General features: G+C 73.1%; 13 protein-coding genes and 1 pseudogene. 7 read left to right on the forward strand and 7 right to left on the reverse strand.

Going from position 1 to position 17,800, the window contains the following annotated elements:
* Positions 1–31: 31 nt before the first annotated feature.
* Complete coding sequence (gene katG, locus ACFPFQ_RS32795) at positions 32–2,251, forward strand: catalase/peroxidase HPI (protein ID WP_379625954.1); 2,220 nt, start codon at positions 32–34, stop codon at positions 2,249–2,251.
* Between the two features lie 95 nt (positions 2,252–2,346).
* Here the strand turns inward: katG and ACFPFQ_RS32800 are convergent, their stop codons facing one another.
* From ACFPFQ_RS32800 to ACFPFQ_RS32820, 5 genes are all read right to left on the reverse strand, one after another.
* Complete coding sequence (locus ACFPFQ_RS32800; protein ID WP_379625858.1) at positions 2,347–3,957, reverse strand: pyruvate, phosphate dikinase; 1,611 nt, start codon at positions 3,955–3,957, stop codon at positions 2,347–2,349.
* Positions 3,958–3,983: 26 nt separating this feature from the next.
* Positions 3,984–4,619, reverse strand: coding sequence for a MarR family transcriptional regulator (locus tag ACFPFQ_RS32805; protein ID WP_379625860.1), 636 nt, complete (start codon positions 4,617–4,619; stop codon positions 3,984–3,986).
* Positions 4,616–5,275, reverse strand: coding sequence for a histidine phosphatase family protein (locus ACFPFQ_RS32810; protein WP_379625862.1), 660 nt, complete (start codon positions 5,273–5,275; stop codon positions 4,616–4,618). The genes ACFPFQ_RS32805 and ACFPFQ_RS32810 overlap by 4 nt, the downstream gene beginning before the upstream one ends.
* A gap of 34 nt (positions 5,276–5,309) precedes the next feature.
* Positions 5,310–6,833, reverse strand: a complete 1,524-nt coding sequence (locus ACFPFQ_RS32815; protein ID WP_379625864.1) for an AMP-binding protein — start codon at positions 6,831–6,833, stop codon at positions 5,310–5,312.
* Positions 6,834–6,896: 63 nt separating this feature from the next.
* Complete coding sequence (locus ACFPFQ_RS32820) at positions 6,897–7,694, reverse strand: SDR family oxidoreductase (RefSeq protein WP_379625866.1); 798 nt, start codon at positions 7,692–7,694, stop codon at positions 6,897–6,899.
* Positions 7,695–7,802: 108 nt separating this feature from the next.
* On the opposite strand from ACFPFQ_RS32820, the gene ACFPFQ_RS32825 reads away from it, so the two are divergent.
* The 4 genes and pseudogenes from ACFPFQ_RS32825 (at position 7,803) to ACFPFQ_RS32840 (ending at position 13,062) form a co-directional block, all read left to right on the forward strand.
* On the forward strand, positions 7,803–9,005 hold the full coding sequence (locus ACFPFQ_RS32825) for a cytochrome P450 (RefSeq protein WP_379625868.1): 1,203 nt from the start codon (positions 7,803–7,805) through the stop codon (positions 9,003–9,005).
* Positions 9,002–10,287 (forward strand): annotated as a pseudogene (locus ACFPFQ_RS32830) (aldehyde dehydrogenase family protein). Before ACFPFQ_RS32825 ends, ACFPFQ_RS32830 begins: the two are co-directional and overlap by 4 nt.
* A gap of 62 nt (positions 10,288–10,349) precedes the next feature.
* On the forward strand, positions 10,350–11,072 hold the full coding sequence (locus ACFPFQ_RS32835; protein WP_379625869.1) for a TetR/AcrR family transcriptional regulator: 723 nt from the start codon (positions 10,350–10,352) through the stop codon (positions 11,070–11,072).
* A gap of 250 nt (positions 11,073–11,322) precedes the next feature.
* Positions 11,323–13,062: a PEP-utilizing enzyme gene (locus tag ACFPFQ_RS32840; RefSeq protein WP_379625870.1), complete on the forward strand. Its 1,740-nt coding sequence runs from the start codon at positions 11,323–11,325 to the stop codon at positions 13,060–13,062.
* Here the strand turns inward: ACFPFQ_RS32840 and ACFPFQ_RS32845 are convergent, their stop codons facing one another.
* Positions 13,063–14,781: a cation acetate symporter gene (locus ACFPFQ_RS32845; RefSeq protein ID WP_379625872.1), complete on the reverse strand. Its 1,719-nt coding sequence runs from the start codon at positions 14,779–14,781 to the stop codon at positions 13,063–13,065. It lies immediately after the preceding gene.
* Positions 14,782–14,905: 124 nt separating this feature from the next.
* Here ACFPFQ_RS32845 and ACFPFQ_RS32850 point away from each other — a divergent pair, with 124 nt between their 5' ends.
* Both ACFPFQ_RS32850 and ACFPFQ_RS32855 read left to right on the forward strand, forming a co-directional pair.
* The gene (locus ACFPFQ_RS32850; protein ID WP_379625873.1) at positions 14,906–15,994 is read left to right on the forward strand and encodes a VIT1/CCC1 transporter family protein; all 1,089 of its coding nucleotides are present in this window, start codon (positions 14,906–14,908) and stop codon (positions 15,992–15,994) included.
* Between the two features lie 273 nt (positions 15,995–16,267).
* Entirely contained in the window at positions 16,268–17,119 is an 852-nt protein-coding gene (locus tag ACFPFQ_RS32855; protein WP_379625875.1) for a mycofactocin-coupled SDR family oxidoreductase, read from the forward strand.
* A gap of 27 nt (positions 17,120–17,146) precedes the next feature.
* Here the strand turns inward: ACFPFQ_RS32855 and ACFPFQ_RS32860 are convergent, their stop codons facing one another.
* The gene (locus ACFPFQ_RS32860; protein WP_379625877.1) at positions 17,147–17,755 is read right to left on the reverse strand and encodes a MarR family transcriptional regulator; all 609 of its coding nucleotides are present in this window, start codon (positions 17,753–17,755) and stop codon (positions 17,147–17,149) included.
* Between the last annotated feature and the right edge of the window lie 45 nt (positions 17,756–17,800).

Genomic DNA, 17,800 nt, shown 5'->3' on the forward strand with positions numbered 1-17,800 from the left:
GTCTGACGACCACACCACCGTCGAGAAGAGCATGAACGAGGAGGGGGCAGCAGGCTGCCCCGTCCACGCCGGACGCCTCGGCCACCCCACCGAGAGCGCCAGCAACACCGACTGGTGGCCCAACCAGCTCAACCTGAAGATCCTGCGCAAGCACCCGGCCGCCGCCAACCCGATGGCAGCGGACTTCGACTACGCCGCCGCGTTCGCCACCGTCGACCTGGACGCGCTGGCCGCGGACGTCGACGCGGTGCTGACGGACTCGAAGGACTGGTGGCCCGCCGACTTCGGGCACTACGGCCCGTTCATGATCCGCATGGCGTGGCACAGCGCGGGCACCTACCGCGTCGAGGACGGTCGTGGTGGCGCGGGTGCCGGCATGCAGCGCTTCGCGCCGCTCAACAGCTGGCCGGACAACGGCAACCTCGACAAGGCCCGCCGGCTGCTGTGGCCGGTCAAGAAGAAGTACGGCCAGAAGGTCTCGTGGGCCGACCTCATGATCTTCACGGGCAACCGCGCCCTGGAGACGATGGGCTTCACGACGTTCGGCTTCGCCGGCGGCCGCGCCGACGTGTGGGAGCCCGACGAGGACGTCTACTGGGGTCCGGAGCGCACCTGGCTCGGCGACGAGCGCTACACCGGTGACCGCGAGCTGGAGAAGCCGCTCGGCGCCGTGCAGATGGGCCTGATCTACGTCAACCCGGAGGGCCCGAACGCCAACCCGGACCCGATCGGCTCGGCCCGCGACATCCGCGAGACCTTCGCCCGCATGGCGATGAACGACGAGGAGACCGTCGCGCTGATCGCCGGCGGGCACACCTTCGGCAAGGCCCACGGTGCGGCCAACCCCGACGAGCTGAACGCGGACGGCGTGACCAACGTCGGCCCCGAGCCCGAGGGCGCCTCGATCGAGCAGCAGGGCCTCGGCTGGAAGCAGGGCTTCGGCAGCGGCAAGGGCCGCGACACGATCACCAGCGGTCTCGAGGTCACCTGGACCCAGAAGCCGACGCAGTGGACCAACCTGTTCTTCGACAACCTGTTCGGCTTCGAGTGGGAGCTGACGAAGAGCCCCGCGGGCGCCAACCAGTGGCAGCCAAAGAACGGCGCGGGCGCCAACACCGTGCCCGACCCCGAGTCCGGTGAGCTCACCCGCCCGCCGACCATGCTGACCAGCGACATCGCGCTGCGGGCCGACCCGATCTACGAGCCCATCTCGCGCCGCTTCCACGAGAACCCCGAGCAGTTCGCCGACGCGTTCGCCCGCGCCTGGTACAAGCTCACCCACCGCGACATGGGCCCGATCCAGCGCTACGTCGGCCCGCTCGTCCCGCAGGAGGAGCTGCTCTGGCAGGACCCGGTGCCGGCCGTCGACCACCCGCTGGTCGACGACGCCGACATCGCGGCGCTCAAGGCGAAGATCCTCGACTCGGGTCTGACGGTGTCGCAGCTCGTCTCCGCGGCGTGGGCGGCCACCTCGTCGTTCCGCATCAGCGACAAGCGCGGTGGCGCCAACGGTGGCCGCATCCGCCTGCAGCCGCAGGTCGGCTGGGAGGCCAACAACCCCGACGAGCTCGCGCTCGTCATCCGGGCGCTGGAGAGCATCCAGGCCGACTTCAACGCCTCGGCGGCGGGTGGCAAGAAGGTCTCGTTCGCCGACCTCGTCGTGCTGGGCGGCGTCGCCGCCGTCGAGAAGGCCGCGAAGGACGGTGGCGTCGAGGTGGCGGTCGCCTTCACCGCGGGCCGCACCGACGCGACGCAGGACCAGACCGACGTCGACTCCTTCTCCTACCTGGAGCCGAGCGCCGACGGGTTCCGCAACTACCGTGGCAAGGGGCACCGCCTCCCGGGCGAGTACCTCCTCGTCGACCGCGCGAACCTGCTGGGTCTGAGCGCGCCGGAGATGACCGTCCTCGTCGGCGGGCTGCGGGTGCTGGGCGCCAACACCAACGGGTCCACCGCGGGTGTGCTCACCTCGACGCCGGGCACGCTGACCAACGACTTCTTCACCAACCTGCTCGACATGGACATCGAGTGGAAGTCGGTTGCGGGCGACGACGACTCCTTCGAGGCCACCGACCGCGCCACCGGTGCGGCCAAGTGGACCGGTAGCCGCGTCGACCTGGTGTTCGGCTCGAACTCCGAGCTGCGCGCCCTCGCGGAGGTCTACGCCTCCGACGACGCCAAGGAGAAGTTCGTGCAGGACTTCGTCGCCGCGTTCGTCAAGGTCACGAACCTGGACCGGTACGACGTCTGATCTGCTCGCTGTTCGGTAGTTGCAGGAAGGCCACCTTGCCGCAAGATCCTTGCGGGAAGGTGGCCTTCCTGCCATCCGGGGAGAGCGGCGGCGCCTCAGTTCCCGGTCAGCAGCGCCAGCTCGGGCAGGTCGGCGGCGAGGATCTCGGCGTCGCTGCGGCGATCGACGGAGTCCGCGGCGGCTGCTCCCAGCCACACCTCACCGGTGCTGCCGTCGATGGTGATGATGTCGCCCGCGGCGAACAGCACCCGGCCCGTCGCGTCACGGACGTCGGTGGCCCCGACGACGAGCTCGCCCGCGCCGACCACCGCGGGGATGCCCCAGCCGCGCGCGACGACCGCGGCGTGGCTGACCAGTCCACCGGTGCTGGTCAGGATGCCCTCGGCCACCGACATCCCGTGGACGTCCTCGGGGCTGGTCTCCGGCCGCACGAGGATCACCGGGACCTCGGCGTCGGCGGCGGTCTCGGCGTCGAGGACGACCGCCCCGCTGGCCCGGCCGGGGGAGGCAGGCAGCCCGCGGCACGCCGGCTCGGTCGTTGCGCCCTGCCGCGCCGCGGCGACGACCTCGGCACGCGCCCGGTCGAGCACCTCGGCGTCGACCCGGGCCCGGGCCTCGTCGAGGGTCAGCGCGATCCGCGGGTCGGCCATCATCCGCGCGGCCAGCCGCACCGCCGCGACGGCGCCGCGCTTGCCGATCCGCGTCTGCAGGATCCACAGCGTTCCCCGCTCCACCGTGAACTCGACGTCGCACATGTCGCGGTAGTGCCCCTCGAGCCGGGCCAGCCGCTCCGTGAGGTCGCGGTGCGCCGCGGGCAGCCGCGCTGCCATGTCGTCGAGCGTGAGCGTGCGGGCGGTGCCGGCGACCACGTCCTCGCCCTGCGCGCGCGGCAGGAAGTCGCCGTAGGGGCGGTCCGCGCCGGTCGACGGGTCGCGGGTGAACACGACACCGGTGCCGGAGTCGTCGTCGTAGTTCCCGAAGACCATCGCCTGCACGTTCACGGCCGTGCCCAGTCCGTCGTCGATGCCCTCGTGGGCGCGGTAGCTGCGCGCCCGCGGGCCGTCCCAGCTGCGGAACACGGCCTCGACGGCGCCGCGCAGCTGCCGGGCGGGATCGGCGGGCACCTCCACCCCGAGCCGGGCGAGCTCGTCCCGGACGGCGCGGACGCCGGCCGTCCCGGAGGGGGCCGGGGCGTGGCGGAGCCGCTCGAGGTCTGCCCCGAGCACGGTGGTGGCGTACATGGTGAGGAAGCGGCGGTAGCTGTCCCAGGCGAACGCCGGATCACCGGACGCCGCGGCGAGCCCCTCGACGGTGTGGTCGTTGAGCCCCAGGTTCAGGACGGTGTCGAGCATGCCCGGCATCGAGCGCGGGGCGCCGCTGCGCACGGCCACCAGCAACGGATCGGTGGGATCGCCGAAACGCCTGCCGATCCGCGCCTCCAGCGCCGCGCAGTGCTCGTCGATCGCGGCGTCGAGACCCGCGGGCCAGCCGCCGTCGCGGTAGGCCCGACACACCGGCAGCGCGATGGTGAAGCCCGGGGGCACCGGCAGGTCCAGCACCGAGGTCATCTCGGCCAGCCCGGCGCCCTTGCCGCCGAGCAGCCCCGCCAGCTCGCGCGGCGCGACGGCGTGGGCGTGGTCGAACGCGAAGACGTTGCCGGCAACCGGGTCCACGGTGGACCCGGGACGGGCGGGGGTGCGGATCACGGCCGTCGCTCCTCTGCTGGTGATCACTAGTGGCCGTCGGCGGTGGACCGCTCGCGTCCGAGTGTGGAGAGCAGATCCTGGTGCAGTTCCATCCACGCGTCGTGGTAGCTCTCCGACAGCGGTGCGGCGAACGCGCGGCGATCACCGGCGAGTAGCCGCTCCCGGGCGGCGGCGAAGGCGCGCGGGTAGCGCCCGAACCGGGGCAGCGCCGCGGCGAGCCGGGTGGTGAGGGCGACGACCTGCTCGTGCACCGGCTCGAGCTCGGCGACGACCGCGGCGTCGTAGGACGGATCCTGGTGGTCGTTGACGGTGCCGTCGGGCCGCAGCTGCCACCGCGAGCACACCACCTTGAACGGCTCGTTGAGCGTGACGAAGGCCCGGTCGGCCACCTCGACGTCCGCGCGGGCACCGCGCTGCTCCAGCTCCTCGGCGAGCAGCGCCGCGTGCGCCGCCCGGCCCGCCGCGGTGAGCGTCCAGCCGCTGATCCGCCCGGTCCGCTCGGTGGCGTGCCCGGCGGAGCTCGCCCCGTCCAGGACCGCGACGACCTCGACGCCGGTCAGGCCCGTGTCGCGCGCGATGCGCTCGGCGGCGACGAACCCGGTCAGCCGCAGCAGGTGCAGCACGAGGAGCCGGGAGTCGGTGGTGCTCAGTGATGGGCTCACGATGATGGCCTCTCGGTGTGCTGGAGGTGGTGGGCGTGCCGGACGTGGGCGTGCTGGAGGTGGGCGGTCTCGTTCAGGCTCAGCACCTGGCGGCGGCCGCGGTCCGACGCGACGACCCGGCTCACCGACGTGTAGTCGGGCTGGAAGAACATCCCGCGGGGCCGGTCGAGCACCGCGCCCAGGAAGGAGTTGATCACCCCGGAGTGGCAGACGACCGCCACCACCTCCGAGGCGTGCGCCGCGATGATGTCGGTGAAGGCACCGGCGACGCGGTGCTCGAACTCATCGGGGTCGAAGGTGTGGCTGCCCCACACCCCCGTCTCCAGCGCCCGCCAGAGCTGCCTGCGGTGCTCGGGGCCCGCGGTGATCAGCTCCGGTGGTGTGTAGCTGGCGGCGCCGTGGTCGAACTCCCGCAACCGCGCGTCGACGATCAGCGGCACGGGGCAGCACTCCGTGATCGCCTCCGCGGTCTCGCGGGCGCGCCGCATCGGGCTGGCGTAGACCACCGTGGGTGCCGGGACGGCGCCGGCCGCGACGTGGCGGCCCAGCAACTCGGCCTCGGCCCGGCCGCGGTCGGTCAGCGACGGGTCGGCGCCGTCGGCGGTGCTCGTGTGCTCGGGTCGTGGCCGCCCGTGCCTGATCAACAGCAGTTCCATCAGCGGTTCCGGTCGTCGTGGTGGCGTGGCGCCGTCATGCGGTCGCCACCGTCCGGTAGCGGTCGCGCAGGTCCTGCAGCAGCACCTTCCCGGCATCACTGCGGGGCAGCGTGTCGACGAAGTCGACCGCGCGCGGGCACTTGAAGTGAGCCAGCCGCTGCCGGCAGTACTCGATCAGCGTGGCCGCGAGCTCCGGGCCGGCCACGGCGTCCGGTGCGGCCACGACCACGGCCCGGACCTGCTCGCCCAGATCGGGGTCGGGCACCCCGAGCACCGCGATGTCGGTGACGTCCGGATGCAGGGCCAGCACGTCCTCGATCTCCCGCGGGTAGACGTTGACCCCGCCGGAGATGATCGTCTGACCCGCCCGGCCGGTGAGGTGGAGGTAGCCGTCGCCGTCGAGCCTGCCGAGATCACCGGCGGTGCCCCAGCCGGGTGTCGCACCGAGATCGGCCGCACCGTCCGCGGCGCGGACCGGCAGCGCGGCGCCGGGCTTCGCGAACCACACCGCGCCGATCTCACCTGCGGGCAGCGGCCGCCCGGCCGCGTCGGCGATGTGGATCGTGCTGTCCACCGCGCGGCCGACGGACCCGGGGTGGGCGAGCCACTCGTGGGGGCCGATGGTGGTGCGGCCGTAGCCCTCGCTCGCGCCGTAGTACTCGTGCACGATCGGGCCCCACCAGTCGAGCATCGCGCGCTTCACGTCCGGCGGGCACGGCGCCGCCGCGTGCACGGCGACGCGGTGCGACGACAGGTCGTAACGAGCCCGCACCGCCGCGGGCAACCGCAGCATCCGCACGAACATCGTGGGCACCCACTGGCTGTGGGTGACGCCGTGCCGCTCGATCGCTGCGAGCGCGGCCTCGGGATCGAAGCGCTCCATGAGGACCACGGTGCCGCCGAGCTGGTGCACCGACTGCAGGAACCCGAGCGGCCCGGCGTGGTAGGCGGGCCCGGGGACGAGCAGGACGTTGCCGGTGTCGTCGAACTCCAGCGCCTCCATCAGGCCCGCGGAGCGAACCGGGACGTCGTCGGGGTGGACGTCCTGCGGGGGGACGCGGAACGGCTTGGGCCGCCCGGTGGTGCCGGAGCTGAACAGCAGCCGCCCGCCCGCGGTCTCGCGCAGGTCCGGATCCCGGACGGCCGTGGCGAGCACGTCCTCGTAGTCGCCGTCGGCACTGAACACCTCAGGAACGTGCGGCAGTCCGGCGAGCGCGACGGCGGTCCGCACGGTGGCTGCCAGTGCCTCCGAGGTCACGATCGCCCTGGGCGCGGCCTCCGTGAGCAGCGGTGCGAGTTCGGCCGCGGTGAGGTGCCGGTTGGCGGCGCCCAGGTAGAGCCCCCTGCGCCAGCACGCCCAGGCGACCTCGGCCCAGCGGAGGTCGTTGCCGAGCAGTACGAGCACCGTGTCGCCGCGGCGCAGACCCCGGTCGCGCAGCAGCGCGGCCAGCCGGGCGCTGCGGTCGTCGAGCTCGGCGTAGGTGCGCCGCTGCCCGCTCGCCGCGAGGACGATCGCGGGGCGGTCCGGGACCAGCGCGGCCACGCTGCCGGGGTACATGCGACCTCCGAGGTCGTTGGAGCGAAGGACAAGGAGCTGCGTTCTTGTAAAGTGACTAAATCGTCACACTACAGCGGCGGAAGGGGTGCTGCGCAGTGCTGTGAGCCCGCCGTCGAGGCGCAGGTCGACCCCGTTGAGCCAGGAGGCCTCCGGGGACAGCGCGAACGCCACGACCGCGGCGATCTCGTCGGGCCGCGCGTGGCGGCCGACGAGCCGCTCCGCGGCGTCGAGCGTGGGCATCGTGGTGCGGAAGTCGTTCAGTATCGGCGTCTGCACGGGACCGGGGCTGACGCTGACGCAGCGGACCCCGCGCGGGTGCATCCGTGCCGCCAGCTCCAGTGCGTAGCGCTGCACCAGCTGCTTGGAGAGCTGGTAGGCCGCCGGTCCGTCCAGCCCGTGATCCTGCAGGCGCTGCAGCAGCGCACCGTCGGGCAGTGCGAGCAGTGCGGCGGCATCCTCGCCGGTCGCGGCGCCGCGGTAGCCGGCCATCGACGAGAGCAGGACGATCGACCCGCCATCGGCGATGCGGGGGAGCAGCGCCTCGGTGAACCGGCGCAGTCCGAGCAGGTTGACGGCGTACACGACGTCGGCCGCCGCCGTGCCCGGCACGCCCGCCACGGCGGCGAGGCCGTCGACGGTGCCGGCGGGGGAGCGGGCGGCGATCGTGTCCAGCGCGTCGGCGACGGCTGCCGGATCGGTGACGTCGCAGGTGACCGGCTCGACCCCGGCCGGCATCGCGGCCGTGCGGTCGACCCCGATGACCCGGCGGCCGGCGGCGACGAGCCGGCTCGCCAGCGCCGCTCCGATGCCGGATGCCGCGCCGGTGACCACGAGGCAGGAGGGATCCGCGGTGCTGGCCATGTCGCCACCCTTCCATCTTCGCCGCGAGATGTATAGGTTCAGTCGCAAAACAGGCAGCAAGGCAGCGAAGGGATGGAGCCGGCGATGGTCACGACGAGTGCTTGCCCGGTGTCTCGGCCGGAGGGGGTCGATCTCCTCGACGCGCAGGTCTTCGCCGAGGACCGCGACGGCGAGGTGTTCCGCACCCTGCGGCACGAGGCACCCCTGTTCTGGAACCCGGGACCGGGCGCCGAGGAGGGGTTCTGGTCGGTCACCCGCTACGCCGACGTCGAGGCGCTGGCCAAGGACGCCGCGCGGTTCGGCAACGCCGAGGGCACCCAGATCCCGAACCGCCGTGCGGAGGGCACGGGGCCGCGCCAGATCCACAACATGGACGCGCCCGAGCACGGGCCGATGCGCAGGCTGCTCACCTCCACGTTCATGCCACGTGCGGTGGAGAAGCTCGCCGAGCGCGTCGAGACGGTCACCGCCGCGCTGCTCGACGAGGCGCTGGAGCTGGGCGAGTTCGACTTCGTCAAGGTCATCGCGTCGCGGCTGCCGCTGCTGGTGTTCGCACCCATGCTGGGCGTTCCGGTCGAGGACGCCGACCTGCTGCTGCGCTGGACCAACGAGTCGAGCAGCGAGGACCCCGAGTACTCGGCCGGGCCGGAGACCGCGGCGAAGGCCCGCGACGAGCTGTTCGCCTACTACGCCGAGCTGACGCAGCAGCGCCGGTCCTGCCCGCGCGAGGACGTCGTCAGCACGCTGGTGCAGGCGCAGATCGACGGTGCGCCGCTGACCCAGGAGTGGCTCAACCCGTACTACATGGTGCTCACGGTCGCCGGCAACGAGACCACGCGCAACCTGCTCAGCGGCTCGGTCGCCCTGCTCGGGCAGCGCGGTCTCTGGCCGGCGCTGCGGGCCGACCCGGGCCTGCTGCGCACCGGGATCGAGGAGATGGTGCGCTGGGTCTCCCCGGTGGTGCACATGCGCCGCACCGCCACCACCGACGTCGAGCTGCACGGGCAGACGGTGCGGGCGGGGGAGAAGGTCGTGCTCTGGTTCGCTGCGGCCAACCGCGACGAGCGGATGTTCCCGGAGCCGGACGAGTTCCGGCTCGACCGCACGCCCAACCGGCACCTGGGCTTCGGTGCCGGCCCGCACTTCTGCCTCGGCGCGCACCTGGCCCGGATGGAGACGCGCGTCTTCTACGAGCAGCTGCTGGCCCGCGACATCCACGTCGAGCTGCTCGGCGAGCCCGACCGGCTGCTGTCCAACTGGTTCCGGGGCATCAAGCGCCTGCCGGTCCGCATGACGCAGGGGCGTGGATGATCACGACCCGCCCCGGTGCGGCGCTCGTCCACGACCGCGCCGAGCACCTCATCGGTGGGCGCTGGGTCCCGGCAACCGGTGGCCGGATCGCGGTGGTGGACCCCGCCACCGAGCAGATCGTGGCGCACGTGCCGGCCGGCACCGCCGCCGAGGCGCGGGCCGCGGTGGATGCGGCGCACGCCGCCGGGCCGGGCTGGGCCGCCACCCCCGTCGCGGAGCGGGCCGAGCTCGTCCGGCGCCTTGCTGCCGCGCTCGACGACCACGCCGAGGAGATCGCCGGCGTGGTCGCCACGGAGGTCGGCATGCCGTGGCACCTCGCCGTCGCGGCGCAGGTGCGGATGCCGGCGCAGGTACTGCGGCTCACGGCCGATCTCGCGGCCTCCTACCCGTGGAGCGAGCCGTTGGCCACCGGCACCCTGCTGCGCCGACCCGCCGGCGTCGTTGTCGCGATCACCCCGTGGAACATGCCGCTGCACCAGATCGCGGCGAAGATCGGTCCGGCGCTGGTGGCCGGGTGCACGGTGGTGCTCAAGCCGAGCGAGGTGGCGCCCCTGTGCGCCTACGCGCTCGCCGAGCTCGCGTGCGAGGTGGGCCTGCCCGACGGGGTGTCGCTGACCGGGAGCGTGCGCTCGGGAGCCCGGGTCGCCGAGCTGGCTGCGCCGGGCATCACGCGGGTCTGCCTGGAGCTGGGCGGGAAGTCGGCCAACGTGCTGCTCGACGACGCGCCGCTCGACGAGGCGGTGCCCAGCGCCGTGCAGCAGGCCTTCTCAACTCCGGGCAGGCGTGCAACGCGCTGACCCGGCTGCTGGTGCCCGCGTCGCTGCACGACGAGGTCTGCGAGCGGCTCGTGGCGGTCATCGGCGCGCTGCGGGTCGGCGACCCGTTCGACGGCGCGTCGGAGCTCGGTCCGCTGGTCAGCGAGCACCAGCGCACCGCGGTCCGCGGCCACGTCCGCCGCGCGGTCGACGACGGCGCGACGCTGCTGATCGGCGGACCCGAGGCGCCCGAGGGGCTCGCCACGGGCTTCTACCACCGGCCCACCGCGTTCACGGGCGTCACGCCGGACATGGCGCTGGCGCGCGAGGAGGTGTTCGGGCCGGTGCTCGCCGTGCAGACCTACGCTGCCGGGCCGGCCGACGCGCCGGCGGTGGAGCTGGCCAACGACACCGAGTACGGGCTGGCGGCCGGGATCTGGTCGGCGACCGGGCGCTCGGGCCTCGGTCGTGAGCTCGGCCGGTACGGCATCGACGAGTTCGTGGAGATGACCGCGCTGCTCGGCTGAGCCGCGGGCAGGCACGGGATATGGTGACACCGGTTCACATCACGAGGGAGAGCGGAGCGGCCGTGTCCGAGCTGGAGGCGCCATCGGTGACAGGCGACACCGCGAAGCAGCCCGTCCGTCGCGGCAAGAACGTCCGTGGCCTGCGCACCCGGCAGGAACTGCTGGACGCGGCGCTGAGCTGCTTCTCCGAGTACGGCTACGCGCGCACGCGGATCTCCGACATCGTCTTCCGGGCCGGGGTCTCGCAGGGCAACTTCTACCGCCACTTCCAGAGCAAGAACGAGATCTTCCTCGAGGCACTGCGACCGAGCCTCGACGAGCTGGCGGCGTCCACGTCGCGGGCGGTGGTCGGCGACGGCGTCGATCTCGCCACGATGACGGCGCTGACCACGTCGTACTTCGCGTCCTACTCCCGCAACCGGCACATCCTGCGTGTCATGCGGGAGGCCGCCGCGTCCAGCGCGGACGACGGGTTCGCCGAGCTCTGGCTGCGCCAGCGCGCGAGCTACGTGGAACGCACCGCCCGCTGGCTGCGGCGGCTGCACGTGCAGGGCCGCATCGGGGAGACCGACTTCGAGTTGCTCGCCGACGTGCTCGGCTCGGCCATCGAGCAGACCGCCTACGTCCACATCGGGCTCCCCGCCGAGGCGCCGCGTCCCGAGCGGATCCACGAGCTGGCCGCGGCCGTCAGCGGGGTGTGGCACCGCTCGCTGCCCCGCACCGAGGATGCGGCGGATCCGTCACGGCCCGGCTCCGAGCACGTGGCCGGGGCCGTCACCGGCTGATCGGTCCCGCGCGCCCGCAGCTGCTTTCCCCGTGCCGGTCGGGAGCGGTTCTGACGTGCCCGGATCCGGTCCGGCGATACCCGCGGGGTGGGTTGACACCGCCTCGCCGGCAGGTCAATATGTGACTTGTTCGTCGCAGAATGAAATGCGGGTCCGCGTTTCGGCGACACCGCCCGGATGCAGTTCTCCCGGGCCGGCCCGAGCTCCAGCAATGTGCCCACCGAGCCTCAGTGACGAGGGAGACCGCTCCGTGACCGACTGGCCGATCTTCGACAGCACCTCGAAGACGTTCCCGCTGTACTCGCGGGCCAACGTGGGGGAGATCTTCCCCGACCCGATCTCCCCGCTGAACGCCTCCGCCGGCTTCCAGGCCAACCTGGAACCGGGCTGGCAGGACGCCTTCGTGGCGTGCCGGGTCTGGGATCACCACCTCTACGACAAGGCCGTCGACCGCAACGTACTGCCGGCCTTCGGCAGCTACCTCTACATCAACATGTCGCTCATGCGGCTCTTCGGCGTGCGGGTGCCCGGCATGGGTGCCGAGGCCGTGGACCTGCAGTACTTCGGCGACATGCCCGGCATCCCGTCCTACGCGAGCGAGAAGCGCGACTTCGATGACGACCCCGCGGCATCGGAGCGGGCGGGCGCCTGGCTGATGGAGGAGGTCCTGCTCGCCGAGGGCCTGCCCGCCTACGACGCCGACCGGGCCGAGGTGCTCGCGATCCGCGCCGCCCGCCCGGACATCGCGGCGCTCACCGACGCGGAGCTGGCGGCGCGGATCACCTCGTTCGCCGACCTGCAGCGCCGGCTGTTCCAGCACCACATCGAGTCGAGCCTCAAGTCCGGTGTCGGTCTCGGTGCCATCGGCCAGCTCGCCGCGGCGGTGGGCAAGCCGGAGCTCGGCCTCACGCTCGTCAGCGGGATCGGCGACGTCGACTCGGCAGGCCCCTCCACCGGGATGTGGGCACTCAGTCGCAAGGCCCGCTCGGGTGCCGTCGCTGCACTGTTCGACGAGGGCGTCGGCGGGCTGTACGAGCGGATCGCCGCGAGCACCGACCCCGAGGTCGTCGCGTTCCGGTCCGAGCTCGACGCCTTCCTGACCGAGTGGGACTTCCGCGGCCCCGCGGAGTGGGAGCTGCGCGCGCTCACCTGGTCGCTGCGGCCCGAGCTCGCCCTGCACACCGTCGACCGCATGCGCGGCATCGACGACGGCGAGGCGCCGGCGATCAAGAACGCGCAGCGTGCCGCCGAGCGCGAGGCCGCCACCGCGGTCGTGCGCGAGCTGGTGGCGGGCAACCCCGAGGCAGCCGGCCAGTTCGAGGTGGCGCTCCGCGCCGCGGCGCTGTGGCTGCGCGGTCGGGAACGCTCCCGCACCACGTCCGCGATGCTCGTGCACGAGCTGCGGCTGCCGGCACTCGAGCTGGGCCGCCGCGGTGTCGCTGCCGGCCACCTCGACGACGCGAAGCAGATCTTCATGCTGTTCGCCGACGAGCTCCCCGCCTACGTGGCGAGCCCGGGGTCGTTCACCGGCACGGTCAAGGACCGCGAGAAGACCTACCTCGAGCTCTTCGACCACGAGCCGCCGTTCGTGGTGGTGGGGGAGGCCCCGCCGCTGTCGGAGTGGAAGCGGCGCTCGGACCGCTCGCACACCGCCGCGGTCGTCGGCGAGGTCATCACGGGCGTGTCGGGCTGCACCGGCGTCACCAGGGGCCGGGCCCGGGTCCTCACCGACCCGAACGACCCGTCGGCGCTCGAGCCGGGCGACATCCTCGTCGCCCCGATCACCGACCCGTCGTGGACACCGCTGTTCGTCGCGGCGGCCGCGGTCGTCGTCGACGTCGGCGCGCCGTTCTCGCACGCGGCGATCGTCAGCCGGGAGCTCGGGATCCCCTGCGTGGTCTCGGCGACCGACGCCACCGGCCGGATCCCCGACGGCGCGCTGATCGAGGTCGACGGCACCGCGGCCACGGTCACGATCCTCGAGCTCTGATCAGGAGCGGGGCGCCCCCAGCCCGAGCCGTTCGGGGGCGTGCAACCGCAGCAGCAGCTGGTCGACATCGGGTGGGCGGCGCTTCGCCGTGAGCAGGCTGACCACGATCATGGTCAGGAACGCGGCGGGAGCGCTGACCACGGCCGGGCGGGCCAGCAGCATCACGGGCCACTCGGTGTCGTGCAGGCCGGTCAGCGACACCGCCGTGGCGCCGATGGCCAGGATGCCGCCCACCAGCATCCCGGCGATCGCGCCGTGGTCGGTCAGGCGTCGCCACCAGATGCCGAGCACGAGCAGGGGACAGAAGGTGGAGGCGGCCACGGCGAACGCCAGTGCCACCGCCTCGGTGAACTCCAGGTGCGTCACCAGCAGTGCCGCACCCAGCGGCACCACGGTGGCGATCAGCGCGGCGAGGCGGAAGTAGCTCGCGCGACCCTGGCGCAGCACATCGGTGTGGATCACGCCGGCCACGCTCACCGCGACGCCGGTTGCGGTGGACAGGAACGCCGCCCAGGCCCCTGCGGTGATCAGCCCGGTGAGCACGTCCGCCACCCACCCCGGGCCCAGCGCCGCCGAGGGCAGGAGCAGGACGACGGCGTCGGACTGGCCGGTGAGCAGCAGCTGCGGGGTGTAGAAGCGCGACAGCACGCCGAGCAGGATCGGGAACAGGTAGAACCCGCCGACCAGCGCCAGCGCGATGATCGCGGTCTGGCGCGCGGCCCGGCCGTCGGGGTTGCTGTAGAAGCGGGCCAGGATGCTGGGCAGGCCCATGGTGCCGAGCAGCAGCGCCAGTATCAGCGAGTACGTCGCCAGCAGCGAGTAGTGCCCGCCGGGGGCGAGCGGGACCAGCCAGCCGTCGTCGACGCCTGCGACGCTGACCGGGGAGGGCACGGGCGTGCCCGCCGGGAAGACCAGCGTGGTGCCGGCCGCCACCGTGTGGGTGCCCCGCGACCACGTCACGGGTCCGGTCCGCGGCGTCTCGTCGAGCGTGCCGATGACCGTGACGATGATGGGACCCTCGACCTGTATCCCCACGTCGGCCCGGACGGTGACGGTGGTCTCGGTGGTGAACGCGGGCGTGCTGGGTCGCGTCGTGCCCGGGCCACCGCCGGCGAAGTGCAGCACGAGCAGCACCGTCGGCACCGCGAGCGCGAAGAGCTTGAGGAAGTACTGGAACGCCTGCACCAGGGTCATGGAACGCAGGCCACCGAACAGCACGGTGGCGAGCACGACGACGCCGGCCGCCGCGATCCCGCTCCAGCTCGGGAACGGTGAGATCGTGGCCACGGTCAGGCCGGCCCCCTGCAGCTGCGGCAGGATGAACAACCAGCCGAGCACGATCGTGACCAGCGTGCACACCCGTCGCAGCGGCCGCGACTGCAGGCGCAGCTCGGCGAAGTCCGGCACGGTGTAGGCGCCCGAGCGGCGCAGCGGCGCGGCCACGAAGAGCAGCAGCGCCAGGTAGCCGGCGGTGAACCCGACCGGGTACCAGAGCGCGTCGGCACCGTCGCGCATCACCAGCCCGGCCACGCCGAGGAACGACGCGGCCGACAGGTACTCCCCGGAGATGGCGGCGGCGTTCGTGGCCGGGCCGAGCGTGCGGGAGGCGAGCAGGAAGTCCGAGGTGTTGCGGGCGGACGCCCCGAGGAAGTTGATGACCGCGGACGCGCCGACCACGAGTGCCATGCCCAGCAGGCTGATCACCGTCGCGGTGCTCACGAGCCCTCCTCGGCGGCACCGGTCGATCGCGGTTGCGCCCGTGGAAACTACCGGCGCACCGGCCCGCCCGCCACCGCTGTCCGGGGCGCCCGCGCGTTGCGGGGGCAGTTCTGGGCATCGGTGCTTGGCTGACACCGTGGCGGAGGAGACGAGGGACCGATCCGGCTCGGTGCGGCGGTGGCAGCGGCGGCTGGCCGACGAGCGGCAGGAGTCGCAGGTCTACCGCGACCTGGCCGGGCGCCGGTCGGGTACGGAGCGGGAGATCCTGCTGGAGCTGGCGAAGGCGGAGGAGCGCCACGCCGCGCACTGGGAGCAGCTGCTCGGCAGCGACCTCGGCAGCCCGCGGCGCGGCAACCTGCGCCTGCGGCTGCTGGCGCTGCTGGCCAGCCGCTTCGGGTCGGTGTTCGTGCTGGCGCTGGTCCAGCGGGCCGAGAGTCGCTCGTCCAACTTCTCCGACGTCGACGCCACCGCGGCGATGATCGCCGACGAGCACGTCCACGAGGAGGTGGTGCGCGGGCTCGCCGCGCGGGGCCGCGCCCGGGTGTCGGGCACGTTCCGGGCCGCGGTGTTCGGGGCCAACGACGGCCTGCTCAGCAACCTGTCGCTCGTGCTCGGTGTCTCCGGCGGCGGCGCCTCGACGGCCACCGTGCTGCTCACCGGCCTGTCGGGCCTGCTGGCCGGCGCGCTGTCGATGGGCGCGGGCGAGTTCATCTCCGTGCGCTCCCAGCGTGAGCTGCTGGCCGCCTCGACGCCCGGCACCCCCGCGCAGCAGATCGTGCCCGATCTCGACGTCGATGCCAACGAGCTCGCGCTGGTCTACCGCGCCCGCGGGATGTCAGCGGAGCAGGCGCAGCGCCGCGCCGCGGAGGTGCTGCGCAACCCGGCCTTCGCCGTGTCGGACGCGCCGGGCACCGCGCCCGACGACCACGACGTGGTCGGCACCGGCCTGAGCGCCGCGCTCTCGAGCTTCTGCTTCTTCGCGTCCGGCGCGGCCGTCCCCGTCCTGCCGTTCCTGTTCGGCCTGCACCCCACCGTCGCGCTGGTCACCGCCTCGGTGCTCGTCGGCTTCGCCCTGATGCTCACCGGAGCGACGGTCGGGGTGCTCTCCGGCGGGCCGCCGCTGCGCCGGGCGCTGCGCCAGCTCGCGATCGGCGTGGTCGCGGCCGCGGTGACCTACGGGCTGGGCCTGCTGTTCGGGGCCGTGACGGGCTGACCGCCTGCCGGCTCCGGCACCTCGCCCAGCACCTCCCGCAGCGTGACCCGCACCTGCTCCCGGAGCCTCGTCACGGGGAACCGGAGTCGACTTCGCACACCGTCGCGGGTCCTCGCACGCGTTCCACACCCTGCGAGCACGGGTAACGGTGTGCGAAGTCGGGAGAGTGTGTGCGACGTCGGACCTCACCGGCTGGGCAAGGAGCCCCGCGCAACTGTCCAATTGACGGCCTTCCGCTATAACATGCATCGAGTTGGCCTACGAGAGGACGATGTGGACGCACAGCCCGCGGGTGGTCAGGTCCAGGGGAAGGTCGCCTTCGTCACCGGTGCGGCCCGTGGTCAGGGCCGCAGCCACGCGGTCCGGCTCGCGGCGGAGGGCGCCGACATCATCGCGGTCGACGTCTGCGCCCCGGATCCCACGGCGCCCTACCCGATGGCCGACGCGGCCGACCTGGCCGAGACCGTCCGCCAGGTGGAGGCGACGGGACGGCGGATCGTCGCCCGGCAGGCCGACGTCCGGGATCCGGCGGCGCTGCGCGCGGCCGTCGCCGACGGGGTCGCCGCGTTCGGGCGGCTCGACATCGTGCTGGCCAATGCCGGGATCGCGCACTACAGCCGGGCCGTCGACCTCGACGACGACGACTGGACCCAGCTGATCGACGTCGACCTCAACGGGGTCTGGTGGACGGTCAAGGCGGCCCTGCCGCACCTGATCGCGGGTGGGCGCGGCGGCTCGATCGTGCTGACCAGCTCGACGGCGGGCCTGCGCGGCCTGCAGAACTGCGTCCACTACGTCACGGCCAAGCACGGGCTGGTGGGCATGGCGAAGGCGCTCGCACTGGAGCTGGGCCGCCACGACATCCGCGTCAACACGATCCATCCCAACAGCGTCAACACCGCGATGCTGCAGAACGCGCCCACCTGGGAGCTGTTCCTGCCCGGCCGCGCGAACCCCACGCCCGAGCAGTTCGAGCGCGTCGCCCGCAGCCTCAACGTGCTCCCGACGCCCTGGTCGGAACCGGCCGACATCAGCGACATCGTGCTGTTCCTCGTCTCGGAAGCGGCCCGCACGATCACCGGGATCGCGTTCCCGGTGGACGCCGGGCAGTCGGTCCGCTGGTGAGCGGGGCGCTGGTGAGAGGGGTGCGGGTCAGTGCCCGTCGGCGGCTTCCCGGGTGCGGCCGAGGCTGAGCAGGAAATCCTCGTGCAGCTCCATCCACGCGTCGTGGTAGGAGTCGGCCAGCGGCCGGGCGAACGCGGTGCGGTCGCCGTCCTGCACCCGCCGCAGCGCGGCCGCGAAGCGGGGCGGGTAGCCGTCGAAGCGCTCGACCCGAACGCCGGCCAGCACCGGTGCGACGGCGACGTGCAGCGTGGCCAGCCGCTCGACGACGGCCGCGTCGTAGCCCGCGTCGGTGTGGTCGTTGGGCTCCTCGGGCCCGCGCAGCTGCCAGTCGGTGCACAGCTGCTTGAAGGTGGTGTTGAGCGGGAGGAAGCCGCTGTAGCCGGTCTCGACGTCGGCGCGCTCGGCGGGGGAGAGGTCCTCGCCGATCCCGGCGGCGTGCGCCGCCCGGCCCTCAGGGGTCAGTGCGAAGCCCGGCAGCCGGCCGCCGCGCTCCTTGACCAGCCCGGCATCGACCAGCTCCGCGAGCAGCCCGGTCACCTGGGCGGCAGGCAGCCCGGTGCCGCCGGCGATCGCGGCACCGGCGGCGAGACCGCGCAGGCGCAGGATGTGGAGCACGAGCAGGCGGGGTTCAGTCACGGCAACCTCTCTCGATCCTAGAAATCGTCTTAACCTGTACCGTAT

This window comes from Pseudonocardia sp. GCM10023141 (assembly GCF_042653605.1).

Bases quoted from the DNA above. Each gene is read 5' to 3' on its own strand.
- katG (WP_379625954.1), top strand. From the start codon at position 32: ATGAACGAGGAGGGGGCAGCAGGCTGCCCCGTCCACGCCGGACGCCTC.
- ACFPFQ_RS32810 (WP_379625862.1), bottom strand. From the start codon at position 5,275: ATGGAACTGCTGTTGATCAGGCACGGGCGGCCACGACCCGAGCACACG.
- ACFPFQ_RS32815 (WP_379625864.1), bottom strand. From the start codon at position 6,833: ATGTACCCCGGCAGCGTGGCCGCGCTGGTCCCGGACCGCCCCGCGATC.
- ACFPFQ_RS32820 (WP_379625866.1), bottom strand. From the start codon at position 7,694: ATGGCCAGCACCGCGGATCCCTCCTGCCTCGTGGTCACCGGCGCGGCA.